Annotated in this window: 3 protein-coding genes; 2 read left to right on the top strand and 1 reads right to left on the bottom strand. The window is 44.1% G+C overall.

The window, feature by feature from the left end; translation table 11 throughout:
* Positions 1-122 precede the first annotated feature (122 nt).
* Positions 123-5,756 carry a hypothetical protein gene (locus tag QP775_RS05505; protein WP_285104294.1) on the top strand — a complete coding sequence of 1,878 codons (5,634 nt, stop codon included), beginning with the start codon at positions 123-125 and terminating at the stop codon, positions 5,754-5,756.
* 178 nt (positions 5,757-5,934) lie between these two features.
* Here the strand turns inward: QP775_RS05505 and QP775_RS05510 are convergent, their stop codons facing one another.
* Entirely contained in the window at positions 5,935-9,384 is a 3,450-nt protein-coding gene (locus tag QP775_RS05510) for a COG1361 family protein (RefSeq protein ID WP_285104295.1), read from the bottom strand.
* A 165-nt stretch (positions 9,385-9,549) separates the two neighbouring features.
* On the opposite strand from QP775_RS05510, the gene QP775_RS05515 reads away from it, so the two are divergent.
* On the top strand, positions 9,550-17,625 hold the full coding sequence (locus QP775_RS05515; RefSeq protein ID WP_285104297.1) for a beta strand repeat-containing protein: 8,076 nt from the start codon (positions 9,550-9,552) through the stop codon (positions 17,623-17,625).
* The last annotated feature ends 83 nt before the right edge of the window (positions 17,626-17,708 follow it).

Below are 17,708 nucleotides of genomic sequence, written 5' to 3' on the forward strand. Positions count from 1 at the left end.
AGAGAAATGAGTGTCAAAAATGCACCACTGTCATCTTATTGGTTAAACTAACGAATTAGGTTATAACCAATGATTCCCTTCATAAACTATAAAAGAGATATTAAGATAATGGAGGCAGAACTATGCCGCTTATTCCACGCTATTCCACGATTGATACAGCGGCTGTAACTTTTACTGGGCAACATTGCAGTGGCTCTGCTGACAATTTGACGACTCCGTACACAACTTTGGAACTGTTACCTGAGTGTGATATTTTGCATGCAGAACTTACCTGGTTCGCATCATTCACAACTGGCGTGGATATGAAGGAAATGAGTGATTTGCATGTAAACCGCGTGAATCTGGGTACACCCATCGGTTATTACCAAATAAATGAACAGGGAACAAATTACATTGTCCAAAAAGGACAAGCAAGCCATTGCATATGTTCAGCTGATCTCACTTCAATAGTGACAGAATGGAAATCAGGAACCTATTCGGTTACGATCCCCGCTTGGGAAAGCATCCATTCAATGCTGCAATGCGGCTGGGTACTGCATGTCATCATCAAGCATCCCTCCTTGCCTTTACAATACATTAATCTGGTAACGGGCCATGAACATGTTAGCCAACATAAATCTCACCACTGGAAGCTTACTGGATTCCGCCTTCCCAGTACAAATATTAAGTTCAACTTATGGCTTTGCGCTGCAAATGCACAAGCACTAACAGGTGATATTGGCTCTTATTACGCGACCCGTACACCGATGAATGATGCTCAACCTGTGTTGAATCCAGCTTGGATGCGTCAATTACAAGCCTCCCCTTTGCAGCTGACGAATCCTTCATTTGAAAACCAACTCATCTGCGTATGTTCTGTTCCTCAGAGAACAGAGTGGTCGGATATTTTTACGATGGCAGTTCAGTTGGATTCAGACGGAGCACTTATCAAGTCCTGTTTGAATCGACTGGGGGAATACATAGATTACCAGTATGGGGAAATTGAACTTTATGAGCTGCAGCTATTTAATGAAGGGAATCAAAAGGCAGACTCGATATTGGCATCGTTTTATGCTACTGAAGGGGGAATTTTACTCAAAGAACTAATAGGTGTCCTTAATCAGAGCGCGCCAACCGTGGTGAGCTGTAAAAGTGGAATCGTCACGATTTCGGATCTACTTCCGAATGAAACCGTCACAATTAGATTTCCAGTCGTAATCGATGAGCAGCTGATTGATCAAAATGAGCTGCCACGTGATCTGATAACGTGTGTCGCTTCAATTACATACACCTTTGAGGTATCCTTAACTCGCTGTCACGCTCGAACAATATCCAATTATGTCAACATCCCCGTGCCAAATAAGCAGAGCAACTTGAATGTGACTCAATATGCGGATGTTACATCCGCGCGCTTGCAGGACTCTATTACATTCAACGTTCAGATTGCATCGTTTGGGCACAGGAAACTTTCAAACGTGTTTTTTAGAGATATGGCTTACCATGATTGCTATTACGTTCCTGGTACGTTAACCGTTAACGGCCAATTCCTTCCTGATGCTGACCCGTTGGCTGGCTTTTACTTATATAAAATCGATGATTGTATAACAACGCTCATCCGCTACGACTTGAAGCTGCAGCATATTCCTCCAAATAGTCAACTCCAAACTGCAGCACAGATCAACTATTCGTTCTTTCATCCAAACGGCTGTACCGGGCCAAACTATACGATTCGAAGTCAGACAACAACGGTTTGGCTTCATTATGCACAAATTTATCGTAACCTTCTTATGAAATCTAAAGGCAGCAATATTGGGGACGTTGTAGACCTAATTTTGCGTCTTAGCAATGGTGGCAACGAAACGGCTGAACAGGTTCCCGTTTACCTTAGCCCCGCCCCTGGTATGAGCTTTGTAGAAGATAGTGTAATAATAGACAGGCGAGCTTGTCCTAACAAAAATCCTTATAAGGGCTTCCACTTGGATCATGTAAAGCCAAACCGCTCGCTTTGCATTCAATTTAAAGCAAGGATAACCCGCATAGAAGCGTTACAGCATGTTCGCAATCAGGCAGTTGTACCCTATACGTATCAAATTGCTTCTGATCAACCTTCTATTTCCGTATCACAGCCAAGCAATATGGTGACCACATACATTCATAATTTAAATATCAGCCTTACTAAAAAGGTTACCCGAAAGTATGCTGCAGTAGGAGATCAACTCGTCTACACACTCCAGGTTTCCAATCGCGGCCATACAAGCATTATAGGTGCAACGGTACGTGATATTTTAGAGCCATGGCTGACGCTTGTTCCAGGGACAGTCACGGTGAATGGTTTGAAACGTTCACATTGTGATTTGCAAACGGGTTGTCACTTGGGGCAATTAAGCCGAGGCACTGCTTATACCATTACGTTTGCAGCAGTGGTGACAGCACTCCCACCGAATGGACGAGTCTATAATCAAGCTGAGATCACATATCAATATGTGCAGCTTGATCCATATCACTTGTTAACAAAAACCAGCCGCAGCAATAGGGTTTATACTATAGTTCAGCATGTGGATGTCAGCTTAAACAAACAGACTTGTACACGTTTAGCTTTGGTAGGAGACATTATTCGATTCACGCATCACATCATTAATATCGGAAATACGACACTTGGACAAGTCTGGTTTGCTGATCCACTAGCCACACCACTTCAAGTTGTAACCGCAAGTGTACGGGTTGATGGAGTTCCAGCACCTAAATTAGATCCTCAAAACGGATTCCGTCTCGCCTCTCTGCGGCCGAAATCGGAAACTTGGATAAGTCTGCTTGCTGAGGTAACAAATATCACTACTAACCAGTTAATATGCAGTTCTGCATGGATCAATTACGCTTTTCATAATGACAGCTGTGAACATATCAGCTACAATACAGCACAATCCAATGCGGCCCCCATCCTCGTACAGGCTTCATTATTGGATATGTGTATGAGCGTGGATCAGGATTGTGTTCAAGTCGGCGAACAACTGACATATACCATTGTGCTGCGAAATGCTGCTCTAGTTCCATTAAGTAGTATTTATTATGTAAATCCCTTACCCGCTGACCTGTGCTTTATTCCGGGAAGTTTGCGGATTAACGGCAAGGCGTATCACCCTTTCGTGTCAGCTATCAGACTACACCTAGACACCCTCCAGCCTGGTGCTAGTCTTGTCGTGTCCTATCGGTGTCAAGTCAGTAAGGAGGCCTTAGATTCAAGACAGCTGCTAAATTCAGCGGAAGCCGAATTCTACATGCCACGTTATGGTCAATCATGTACAATAAAACGAAATACATCCAGTAATACAGTTAGTACCCGTGTGTACAGAAAATGCTTGCTTCTCTTTGTTGCCTGCTCTCACAAATATGTCACATCGGGTGTGCAAATGAAATGTGAAGTGGCGGTCTCCAATGCTGGTACAATTACTGCTGATGACGTCTGGTTTTACGCGAGCATACCCGCAGGACTTCATATAGTGGCTGGCTCTTTACTTGTGAATGATGAGAGGTGGACAGAAGCTTGTCCCGGACGAGGATTTTCCCTTGGAACGCTTTCACCTTCCACAACCGTTAAGATCACATATGTGATCAGTGCAGAAGATATAACGAGTGCTAAAGTTTGTTTAATCCAATCAAAACTCCATTGTGTATACCGTCCGCTGATGACAAGCTGCAGCGAGCAGCAAACCATTACAAAAGCGGATCCCATACTTATTTACATCCTGCCTCCCTGGCCAAACCAGAACCCGTCGAAGGCGACGCCGCATCATTATGGTGCAGGACCAGCTAAGTTAATTTTGCAGCTGATGGGAGGACAAAGCGAAGCAGGATTGTGTCAGCCTATCCGTTATGCTGTAAGAGTAACTAATGTGGGATACACCTTTGCAGAACATGTCAGATTGGTTTTGACTCTTCCACGGGAAGCAAGCCGGATTCAAGCTTGGATCTCCGATAAAAGCAGCGAAAATGAGGTGCTCTCAGCACCGGATCATGTACCGATTCCACGTATTCTTCCAGGTGAAGACGTAGTTGTCCATTATGAGATAGAACTGTCGGAGCTCCCTCGCCCCAACTGTCTAAGGATTACAGCTGCAGCATTTTATCAGACAGATCACTCTTTTTTTAAGACACCGACTAACACCTATCATACATCAAGCAATTGCGTCATCACCATTATTCAACACTACGAGCTTGCTGTTTGTACTAGCGTGTACCAAGATGCAGCCGCAGTGGGAGAACTCTTGCCATTTCACACGATCATACACAACCAAGGAACGATTAAGGCTGTAAATATTCATGTGAGTGACCTGCTATCCTCGCCTAGATGGGAAGTCGAATCTGCGCAGGCATTAGCAGCAGACCAAATTTGTGTGCTTCCCGACGGATTAAATATTACCCATCTTGAGCCTGGGGCAAGCTGCAGCCTATTTCACGAAACAGAGATAACGACTCCCCTCACCTCAGCATGGGTGACCAATCAGGTGCAGATTCATTATGATAGCAACGCGCAGTATGACGAAGACGCATTTCCACGGATTGCTGTTGGCAACAAAGTTCACATTTATGTGAAACACCATGGGTTGCAAATAAGAAGTGTGCCTGCAACCTCCTCCTGCGAGGCAGATAACAGACAACTCATCATAGTCACAATTAACAATGTTGGTGGAGGTACAGCTTATAATTTAAATATAACATCTATTCTGCCGGCGGAGCTGAGAAGCAGCGTAAGCACAACTTTACTCTATGACAATAGTTTAGACATCTATCCAGCAACAGCGCGTATGCTGCTTCCTGTTCTCCAGCCAGATCGAACTGCCATCATAAAATACAGTGTGAACAGGCATGCGTATAAAGATCAGCAGCCTATCGACAACAATTCATTTGAGACTGTTGCAACTTATTATTATAGTGATGACTCAAACAGCAGACCTGCAGTTTGGGAACATGATAAAGTTAAATCGACCTATCGTGCGAGGGAGATTAAGATAGCGGTTTGCGTGATAGCTAATTGTACGTCCCTGGAAATCGGCGACACGCTCAGCTTTACTATTGTTGTTGAGAACAGCGGCAACCACGCTGTGTTTGGACTATTGCTTTATGTTAGTCTACCAGAACTTGTTTGGATGGTGGACGGTGCTGATATCATATGGGGATGCAAGCAACAGGAACATAGGGTTGAATTGGGCCAATTGGCAGTTGGCCACACCCGACGTATTACCTTTTCTGCTGCCAATATACATGCAACCAGACAGCAACTAGACTGTCGGGCCAGAGCAGTATGTTATTACCAGTTTCCTGACTCCTCCATTATTCATGATTATGAGGCCGTCAGCAATGACGCTATTGTGCAGCTCAGTACAGCAGATATCGAGCTCTATCAGCGTGCCAGTGCACTCGAAATAAACTGCGGCGAGTACGTGAAACTTTCGATCCAAATTAAGAATACAGGCAATATCGATCTTACGGACGTTTGGCTTTATGAGGCATGCTCCCCGCAGCTTACCTTAGTTCCGGGATCGGTCATGCTTAATAACAATTGCTGCCCTGATTTTGTTTTGCAGCATGGTATTTTCCTAGGAAAGCTGGCAACAAGCAAGCATATTAGTATTACCCTATTGGTGGCTGCTCAGACCCGTCCCCGTGCTGGGTATGTCACCTGCCGCTCGCAAGTAGGATTTCGTTACCGAGTTCAGCAAGCACAGAACTATAGAACTCGCACATACCAAAGTAATATTATCAAAATCTATGTACAATAGACGATGACTGCCTCCCTCCAGATGTATTTGATTTTTTAGCGTGGCCGCCTACCAAATCACGACCGAACAATCGTATGAAATATTGACTCGAAGCAGGAATATAAGGACCTCTAACCCGCTTCATAGGGAAGAGGTCCTTTGTACAACTGAGCCTGCTGAGTAAGTGAGATGTAATGCATCAAAAAGGATCAATATTGAGCACTGTCTTCTGTGGATTAGGCGTTGTCTTGGAGCGAGCTGTCACCACAAAGTCATAGCGAGAGCCGAGCGAAGAATTGGCAGGAATAGTGCTTTCTATCGAAATGATCCGCGATTCATTAGGTTCGAGGTTAGACATGATGGATAGATCAGCCGAATAAGCCGTATTTGGAGGCACAGTTGTGATTCGCTGCCCATTAATAAGTAAGGAGTACGCAATAGAGACAGCAGCAATGGAGAGCGTATAATCATCGTAGCCTCCTCCTGTATTACGGAAGAAGTTCGTAATGATTGCCGTTGAGCCTGGCGGAGTAACCCTAAAGGAGGTACTGTCATTAATACGATCTGTTGGTGACGGCAGCAGGGAGGTGCCAGGTGGCAAACTCGTCACAAATGCATTGCTTTGCTCTCCCCCATACACTTTGGATGAGATATCATTTGTATAAGAAACTGCGGTTGCTTGCAGCGTCAGTGAACTTCCCGATCTCATAGTGGGCAGCAAGGCAACAGTAAAGGCCATAAAGCCAGAAGCATTAGCGCTCAGAGACGGGACACTAATTGTAATTTTACGGGTACTGGCGGAATAAGATGACGTACATTGCACGTTTGTATTGATCCGATTAAACACAAAACCGTTAGGAATGGGGAGACTGATCGTTCCATTCATCAGCGCCACAGCACTGTTATTAACAAACGCTAATTTGAAAATGAGCACCTCATTGACATCTACTACTGCTTTTGCAGCGTAAAAGGTACCTGAGAGTGCGCTTGTTGCTGTCAGCGTCAGCACGATATTCGGGTGCTGGATCGTTAAGCCTGTGCTGCGGTTTAAGGAAACGTTGCTCCCAGTGTCCGTGTAACGGTATGTCACTTGCGCAGTGTTGGTTTGTTGCGACGTAGTTGCGCCTACGGCTTTATTGGCGTTTATAATCGAGCAGCGGAAGCTATAAGTTAACGTTTTCTTTTCGATCCTTGCATCTATCGTCCCTACCCCAGGGAATGTAATGGTGTTAGACGTCACTGTAGGTGTAATTGGGATGCCATTATAGAAGGCTTTGCCTACATAAACTTGTTGATTCGCCGGTAAAAGATCAGCTGCTCTTACATCGTATGCAATCGTTCCCTGAGGCACCGTTGCGTTGATTGTGTAATCAACAGTCGAGTTTACCTTTAATAAGTCTGCTGGGTATGTTTTGGCGATGGTGATAGCCGGCGAAGCTAAGGTAACAGAAGCGGAGCGATTTAGTCCGCTATACTGAAAGTTCACTTGTCCTTCTTCATACGGTTGTGAATAGGGATTACTGCTTGTAACTGTTGTGGATATCGTCAACCCAGGTGGGAGTGTGCTGCTGATCGTTACAGAATATGAGAGCGTAAGCGCTTGTCCAGGTCCTAACTTCATAACAGGCCATGTAATAAGGCTGCCTGTTGCTTGTGGGACATCGTAGCTACCTGTCCCTGTCACCTTGATCGTAGCAGGAATGAGCGAATACCAGGCAGACAAGTTATCCTGCACCACTAAACTAAATGCATCCGTTTCTGTCCCAAGCGTATTGCTGTTGCGGATGACAATGGAAAAAGTGTACACCTCTCCAGCTTTGATCCCTGTACGATTTGGCCCCTGCACCGTTTTGGTTAAAGTTAAGTTTGGCGTTCCGATATTAATTACAACCTGGTCACGACTGCTATAAGTAAAGCCGAAGCTATTGCTGCCCGTTAATTTCATCAAATTAGTGTTCTGGCCACTACCTCCTAGAGATTGAATGGGTACCTGAAACTCGATCGTTGATGTTGAACGACCCGGAATATCACCATATTGGAAATCTACTCCGTGAGGATCAATGAGTTGAGGGGAACCAGGTAAAGGCAGGGGACCTGTAAAGTTGTAGGTTAGATTTTGAATAGGATTAGCCGCCAGAGGAAAAAAGTCATCAAGTACGATAGATTTCTGAACTGCACGAATCGTTGCGGCATTATAGGTTAACCGATATTTTGCCAGGTCTCCGGGAGCGAGTGCCTTGATGCTTTTTGGCGTGCCATTCCGGTAGGCCCCTCCAATAAATTGTTTGAAGATTGTTCCTGTTACGATACTTGCAGACGTGCTCGCTTGATCTGACACATTCGTATGCAGTGTATTATTTACGGCTGTTAAGGCAACAGAAGGCTTGAAGTCGTCCCCTGCTGTGATCGGTATATTTACTTGATTTGCAGAACGATAACGATAATAAGCATCGACAGTCGCACGGATTACTATACTGCGAATGGTTTCTGGATTAGCACTTGAAAAAAGGTAGCGGACAGTGGTGCCCTGCCGTGAAGCATCATTAATTATATTGGTAGGCTGCTCGCTGGAGCTGACATAGATAAAGCCGTCCGGAAGGAAGTAGTCGGTTTGGATCAGATTTAAAGTATAATATTGACCCGTCTGGTAGTTAAAAGTTAGTTGTACATTGCTCTGTACATCCGTTACTTTGGGATCAATTGCTGTTGTTACTACAATATCCATAGCAATCACAGTTGCTTTTTGTACAAGCTGATTTTGATCCGTTGACATGACAGCTGTAACCGTCAAGGGGCTGCCGTGCAGTAAGAACGGACCAAGATTGTTTTGATACTGATTCCAAATTGCAAACTTAAAGGATACAGTTGTGTCACTGCCTGCTGACAGGTTCCTACTCAGGAAACTAAGCTGCGTATAGTTGTTTGGCAGCAATGGACTGGATACGGTTGGCTGAAGGAACTGCGCTGCATCTGTTCCTGAGCTAGTCAACGCCCCAATATATCGGATGCCGTCTGGAAGCTGAATCGTAATCGTTGCGCTGCTGGATACAGTCGTATTGTTTAAAATGCGGCAGGAAATAGTATACGGGTTCAAATAGTTGTTAGAGCTGACCGCGGTTCCCGCCCCTTTTAGCGCTTTGCTTGGAGCTGTTAATTGACAAGTGTAGCGGGTAGTCAGAAAGGACATCACTTTTTGCTCTGTTATTTTTAAATTGTTGTTATCATCGTTACCTCTTGGCTGAGTATCCGCTTGGCCCGTCACGACAGTACCCGTTATCAGCGTGCCAAAGGGGATCATCGCTCCATTCTTATAGGTTGGATTGCCAGATACCGTAATAGTAAAGACGTAAGCAGGTTCATGTGGCGCCAAGTCTTTCATACTGACCCATGAAAGCTGTGAACTGCCATCACTATTCGTTTGTATAGTGGTTGGCGGCAAGCTGGCTGTGCTGTAGCTTATACCATCAGGCAGCTTCAACAATAAACTGACATTGTACAGTTTGGCGTTGGGGCTTTTGTTTTGGAGATAAATCTGAAAAGAAACTGTACCACCACTTAGCAATGGAATATTGGACGCTTGATCAAGAGACAGAAGCAGTACATCGGAGTCCAACCGCATACATCCTTTCTTCATTCGTATTACTGCCATCCTATTCTGTTCTTGTTCAGAAGTGAATGCTCTATCTCTCTTCTGCAATTTGGGCTTGGTTTAATTATAAAAATTAGGAACATCCTCTCTTGCTTTTACATATGATGATACGGGCATTTTATTTGGCATGCCTTCTAATCACGATTGCAAGGAGGGGAACCACACTTGACGCTGATAACAAGATATACAACTATTGACAAAGCGATCATTGCTGCAACTGGAAACAGCTTGGTTACTTGCGGCAGTTCAACAAATGTCGATGTCAATACGGCAGATCTGATGACGTTAGATGGGAACGGAACGCGAGGCTGGGCTTCTGCAGCGAGTACGGCTTCCATTTCGGTCCAAGCGAACAGCACCATTTTGTATGCAGAACTCATTTGGTATTCAACAGTGTTCAGTACAGCCTCAGGAGCACTGGATGTAAGAAGCCTGGCTGATCAAGCTATAACTTTGACAACTCCATCTGGCAATTATTCCATAACCCCCATTTATACAGACAGTATAACGAACGTATCTGGTTCTATTGATCGTTTTCGCTCCGCTGATGTAACCTCCATCGTCACACAATCATTAAGTGGCGCATATACGGTGTCCAAAGTACCAATAAGCATCCCGCCAACTGGACTTAGCAATACAAAGGCAGGATGGACATTAGTTGTTATTTATCGCAACGATGCCTTTGCTCCAGAGTTGATCAGCTTCTCTTCGGGTATCGCAAATGTTAATGATAACAATCTACTGCAGACCAGCATTACCGGTTTTACGGTTGGACAAAGTCCACAGTCAGGTGGAATTTACGTAGCTGCTGCAAATGGCAGTTCGTTGACTAGTAATAGCCAATTAAAGGTTGGCCCCTCTTTTGCACGGTTGACGAATATAGGCAACACGGTGGGAGTTCCCCATACCAATCCGGCAACTGCGCCAAACAATCCTTGGAACAATATTTTTGCAGGGCAGATTAATGTGAGTAATCCGCTAAGTTCAAATGTAGGTCTAATTAATATTGAAGGTACAAATGGAACAAACAACCATGATCCTTTTGTACCTACTCAAGTCATAAACGCACGCAATAAATGGGATTTAAGTTGGCTGGATATTAGCAGTACCCTAGAAGATAACCAATCACTAATTGCGCTGCAAAGTTCAGCAGCTGGCACTACAGATGGAATTCAAATTGTGGCACTTGGCTCTGCTGTTAAAGTCATATCTCCTAATATTTCGGCTGTGCTCACTGGCTATAGTTCGGAGTCAAATTTGCTTTATCCTTACGAGGTGGGCCAAGAAATTATTTATGAGATTATCGTTCAAAATAGCGGTGCGGCAAATGCTGACAACGTCATCTTTAATGCAGCTGTGGATGCAAATTGTTCATTTGTCCCGAATTCTGTCATTGTAAATGGCGTTGTGAAGACAGGGGCCTCGATTGCTTCAGGTGTGAACCTGGGCACTATACCAGCTGCCGGTATCGTACATTTACAGTATGGACTGCACATTGATCGGCTGCCTGTAAATCAACAAATCAGCCAAACGGCAAATTATAGCTATCAATTTAGCTCCGGTGCTAACTCGCCCATTTATACGAACAATGCAACTACAAATACGGTTGCACATGCTGTAGTTGCTGCTCAGCTCAATGCTGTGAAATCCGCTTCCACGAATACAGCAAGCATCGGAGATCTTGTTACTTACAACATAAATTTGACAAACTCGGGAACAGAGCTGCTCAGCAACCTGTTCTTTCAAGACCCGGTCAGCCCTTATTGCACATATATTGCAGGAAGTGTCACGATTAATGGTACGGCACAATCGTCATATGATCCGACCGTTGGATTTCAGTTAGCTAATTTGCAACCTGGACAGACGACCAAAGTTCAATTTACAGTGAAGATTCAGTCCTTACCGCCGTCTGACTATGTTGATAATGCTGCTTATGTCACGTATAGCTACCAATATAATGACAGCACAGCCCCAACAACCTTAACCATTACAAGTAACCATACCGCCATCAGGGTACAATATGTTGAAATTGTAGCTAAACGTGTTATTAATAATGAATATCCTAATATTGGTGACACCGTAACCTATACGTTATCCTTAACTAATATTGGAAATATCCCAGATGTGAATGTTAATGTTGTTGAGCCCCCTGTAGCCGGAGCAACCTTTGTGTCAGGCAGCTTAACCTTAAATGGCGTTTCCCGTCCTGAGCTTAACCCGTTTACAGGATTTACGATCGCGAGCATCCAGCCACAACAAACGTACATCATTACGTATCAAGTATTAATTAACCAGGTAAACCCTGGTCAGACCGTTGAAAATATAGCGCAGGTGCCGTTTAAATATCAAATTACGCCAGGCGGCCCTATCATTTCAGATGAGCAAGATTCCAACAAAGTTGTCACGAGAACCAACTTCGTTACGCTGACCATCCAGGAAAGTGTCGATAAAAGCTATGCCGTGCTCGGTGACACACTTTACTATACTGTAAATGTCTCAAATACAGGGAATATAGATGCCTTGAATACGATCTTCCTCGCCGCTATCCAGGCTGGCACCCAGTTTGTCCCGAATAGTGTTGCGATCAATGGAATCGTAGTGCCAGGTGCAGACCCCAATATCGGTTTTAGTCTTGGCAGCATTGATCCTAGTAATACCGTCATGGTAACTTTCCAAGCCATTGTTACTAACATTCCTGTCCCGAACATCGTATACAATCAATCAAAGCTGATTTACGATTTTTACCCTGACCCAAGTGGCAACCACGTTACTTCGACAGCTTTCAGTAATACAGTTCAAACGATATTAAATAACGTCCAATTCTCTCATATTAAGAGTGTGGATAAGGCCTATGCGCAGCTAGGCGAAACGCTGGTCTATCGCACAACTATTCAGAATACAGGAACTGTAGTACTTACCAATGTGTTCTTCTTTGATCATCTAAATGAAGCTTTAACATTCCAGGCCGGTACCGTTCAAATTAATGGGATAAATTATCCTGCTTACAATCCTTTGACAGGATTTTCGTTAAGTAATATCAGCCCTGCTGATACGGTTACTATTGATTTTCAAGCTACTGTAAGCAGCATCCCGCCAGTAGGAATTATTTACAACTCCTCCAGCTTCACCTACTCCTATCAGACAGCACCTGACGCCCCAACATTCACAGCAACCTCATCTTCTAATCAGGTAAGAACAACCATTACAAATGGCAGCTTGTCCATAACAAAAAGTACGAGCAAAATATATGCAACAGTTGGAGACAGTTATTCTTATTCTTTACTCCTTTCAAATACAGGCAATGTGACCCTAACAAATATTGTTCTCCAGGATCAGCTTGCGAATGGTATCCTGTTTATACCTGGATCTGTTACGATCAACGGCACAAGCAAGCCTGACTATAATCCGAATACAGGCTTTCCGCTTGGCACGTTAAATGCAGGTCAAGTAGCCAGTATCAGCTTTCGTGTAACCGTTGATCATGTGCCAACGCCAAATACGGTGCTCAACTATGCTACAGCAGCATTTTCCTATACGGTCGATCCAAGCCAGCCGCCAATCACCGGCACAAGCACAAGCAATACCGTAACTACTATAATCAATCAGGCGGGTTCTTCCTTGGTTAAGACAGTAAACAAAGCCTTCGCCACAATTGGAGATACCCTAACCTACACGATCACGGCCAACAATACAGGAACTGTGCCGTTAGCGAATGTTGGCTTTAAAGATATCATCCCTTCAGGTGCCGCTCTGGTGGCAGGAACAGTATCCATTGATGGTATAAATTATCCGGATTATAATCCAAACGTTGGATTTAGTCTGGCGAACATTCCTGCTGGTGGGAGAACGGTTGTTATTTTCCAAGCGACGGTTGTAAGTGTACCTTTCCCTCCAAGGCTGGATAACACGGCAACTATCAACTACCAGTATCAGTTGAGTCCTGCTGGAGCAGTTCTGTCTGGTTCACAAACAAGTAACGTTGCGACTACATTTGTTAGCTTGGTAAATATAGTGAACACCAAAACTGTGGATCACACGTATGCCACAATCGGAGACACTCTAACCTATACTTCAGTGATTCAAAATAAGGGAAATATCAACATTTCAGATGTGTTTTTTGTAGATAGCATACCTGTCTCAACTGCATTTGTAGCTGGATCTGTTACGATTGATGGTGCCGCATCTCCGCTGCTTGATCCGAATATCGGCTTTTCACTGGGGACAATAGCACCTGACGAAAACGTGGCAGTATCCTTCAAAGTTACAGTAGCCGATTTACCGCTTAGCGGCTATGTGCAGAATGCATCCAATGTTACCTACCAGTATCAAATTGATCCAACAGCTCCGCCGTTGGTCGGTTCTCAGACCAGCAATATTGTAACTACCTATATTCGTGTTGGCAGTTTAATCGTTCAGAAGAGTAGTAATCGCAACTATACTCGTGTTGGTGACGTCATTACGTACAGCTTAGTGTTAGCCAATACAGGCAGCACTTTGCTGCAACAACTATTTTTTCAGGATACGATTCAGACGGAATCTGCTTTTGTAACTGGTACAGTGATTATTGATGGCGTAAATCAACCTGGTCTGGATCCGAATGTTGGCTTCATGTTGTCAGACCTTGGGGTTGGTTCCAATATCGAGATTCAATTTCAAGTTCTCGTAAACGCTATTCCAAGCACAGAACAATTGCTTAATACAGCTACTGTTCATTATGCGTATTATATCGATCCAAACGGAGTCATTCACACGGCTACGGCGGCATCCAACCAAACGATCGTCCAAGTAGATGATACTCCACTTTCTGTTAATAAATTCGTTGATAAATCCGTTGCCAAAATCGGAGATCAACTACTCTTTACAGTTTCTTTGTCTAATGGCAGCACGAACTTGACTGCACAGCAAATTCAATTTGTGGACGTATTAGATTCAAATCTGTCATTTGATCAAGGTTCGGTTACGATCAACTCCGTTCAACAGCCTGCACTCAATCCAAATACAGGATTTACACTTACCGACATTCCTGGTGAGACCACAACAACAGTTACTTTTAGTGCTACGGTAATTAGCCGTCCAAGCAACAACATCGTAAGCAACTTAGCCTCCATTCATTACCAGTATATACTTGATCCACAACTGCCTCCTGTAGTCGTGGATACAATAACAAATACAACTCAAACTTTGATTGCTGTGGGTGAGTTAACGGTAGTAAAATCGGCCACGGCCAGCTATGCCACAATTGGCGATGTATTTACGTACTCTATTCTGGTGAACAACTCGGGTTCTGTCCTTGCAACAAGTGTGAGCCTGCAAGATATTGTACCTTCCGCATTAGCGTTTGTGCCTGGCAGTGTGACCATTGATGGTTCTGCACAGCCTGCATTGGACCCGAATGTTGGTATCTCGCTTAGCAATTTAGCTCCTGGCCATACTGCTTTCATATCCTTTGAAGTTAAAGTTATTTCTGTCCCCCTATCAGGAGAAGTATATAATACGGCTAGTGTGACCTTCAGCTATCAGTTAACGCCAAGTGATCCTGTTGAGACCAAAACGGCAATTTCCAATACCGTAGTCATTAATATTTGGCTTGGGCAACTCACAGTAACTAAAGCAGTAGACAAATCGTATGCAACCATTGGAGATAAGCTGCACTACACCGTTACAGTCCGGAATACAGGGAACACGATCTGTACTTCTGTCCAATTTAAGGACGTTGTTCAAGCAAATGCGGATTTTGTACCTGGCAGCGTGCAAATCAATGGCATTACACAGCCGTCTTATGATCCGAATGTTGGATTTTCCTTAATTGACATTACTCCTGATTCAACTGTTACTATAACCTTCGATGTCAATGTAACTAGTTTACCTGATAACTATTTGTTAGCTAATACGGCTACAGTTCGTTATTTATACAGCAGTAATCCATCCAAGCCTCCAGTAAATGCAGCTACTGTCAGCAACACTGTTACCACCACGATCAATGTCGGGCTAGTTGCAGTAACTAAGTCCGTAAGTCAATCGTACGCCACAATCGGTGATGTCCTTACCTATTCCGTTCAAATATCAAACACTGGCAATACGAATGCAACAGCCGTCAACTTTAGAGACGTTATTCCGAACGGATTACTGTTTGTGCCAGATTCCGTTACGATTAATGGTGTGCTTAAGCCCGGATATGACCCTTACCAAAGCTTTTCGTTAGGGACATTAACTCCAGGCAGCTCCAGTATTGTGCAATTCCAGGCTACCGTAGTCAGCGTTCCCGTACCTTCTCTTGTTAGCAATATTGCGCAAGTCACGTTCACTTATCGCATCCAACCTGAAGGTCCGGATATTACAGATGAGGTGAACAGCAATACCGCCTCAACGCAGATTAACAATGCCGTGCTCGCCTTCAGCAAACAGGCAAGCCAAAGCTATGCTGCTGTTGGTGACACGTACACGTATTCCTTTGTGCTTAATAATACTGGCAATGTCGACTTGTTCAACGTTTCATTTTTAGATAACCTACAGTCTGACCTTGCATTTGTCACTGGCTCAGTCGTTGTGAATGGGCAAAGTCAACCGACCTTTGATCCAACAGTTGGCTTCATCATCGGTACGATCCCAACACTAAGTCAGTTGAACTTGTCATTTAATGTAACAGTAAGAAGCTTGCCTGCGAATCATATCGTATCCAACTTTGCAACTGCCAACTACACGTACAAAATCGATCCAAACGGTAATAGCTATACCAAGACTACTGCTTCAAATGCCGTTTTTACTACCATCATACTTGGAAGTTTGACCGCTACCAAAGCGGTTGACCTGGCATACGCGACGCTATCCAGCATATTAAACTATACAATTACAGTTAAAAATACAGGTTCTACAATCGTCTCCAACTTGTTCTTTACGGATACCCTGTCAGTTGGGGCAAATGTGGTAAGTGGAAGTGTCGTCATAGATGGTGTCCCGCAGCCGACCTTCAACCCGATTTCCGGATTTCCTATTCCGCCACTAAATGCAGGTACAACTACTACCATCAAGTTCCAGGCACAAGTATCTTCCATTCCAGCCGCTGGTACGATTACGAACTATGCTGTCGTTACAGGAGTATATCGAGTGAATCCAAGCGGTCCTGATATCCAAGTATCAGCCACAACTAATACTGTAACTACACAAGTTAATGTAGGAAGACTTGAAAGTGTCAAGAGTGTGGATAAAAGCTATGCGAATGTCGGTGACAGTCTAACCTTTACTTCTGTCGTTACAAATACCGGCAATGTAACTGCTAGCAATGTGTGGTTCTATGATACTTTGCAGCTCGAGGCTGGGTTTATTTCAGGAACTGTAAGAATCAATGGCACTGTACAGCCGACACTCGATCCTACACTCGGATTTACACTGGGCAGTTTGACGCCAAATCAAAGTGTGTCGATCGATTTTACGGTCAAAATTAACAGCTTGCCGACTCCTCCACAAATTACGAACAAATCGCAGGTGGAATTCAGCTACTACGTTGACCCAAATGGCACGATTATTACAAGCACTATTTTTAGTAACACGGTAACAACAGCAGTGGTCCAAGGCCAGCTAAGTGCAGTGAAGTCCGTTAATAAGACCATTGCCACCTTACAGGATGTATTAACCTATACGATTGTGTTGACCAATGCCGGCAATACTCCAGCACTTCAAGTTCAATTCAAGGATACACCGTCAGCAGGCGCAGCATTCAAATCAGGTTCAGTCCTTATTAATGGTACTGCGCGGCCAGATTTTGACCCAACGGCTGGTTTTATCCTCGGTGATATTGGTGTAGGCAATACGTTAACAGTTCAATTCCAGGCTATAGTTACCTCCGTCCCTGCAAGCAACATCGTTACCAACCAAGCAGCACTCAACTTTAGCATACTAGTCGATCCTAAACAGCCGCCAATCAGCCAAACCGCCTACTCTAACACTACGACTACCAGCATTGTGCTTGGCCACTTGTCTGTTGTTAAATCCGTGGATAAACAATTTGCTACGATTGGGGATACGTTAACGTATACGATTGTGATCACCAACAATGGCAACATTGACGTGACCAACGTCATATTTATTGACCCTACACCACAGCATGCCGTCTTTATCGTTGGTTCAGTTGTGGTAAATGGCATCAATCAGCCGACGTATAATCCTGCCGCTGGCTTCCCGCTTCATACGATGACGCCTGGTCAGATCATTACGGTAGTATATCAGGTGCAAATTATCAGTTAAACAGTTGAGCTTCTGCTGTCGAGAATTTCTTCTCGACAGCTATTTTTTATTCCAAAAGTTTAATTAGCCACTAATGTTATGTT

Source organism: Paenibacillus sp. UMB4589-SE434 (assembly GCF_030226685.1).
Classification (GTDB): domain Bacteria; phylum Bacillota; class Bacilli; order Paenibacillales; family Paenibacillaceae; genus Paenibacillus_B.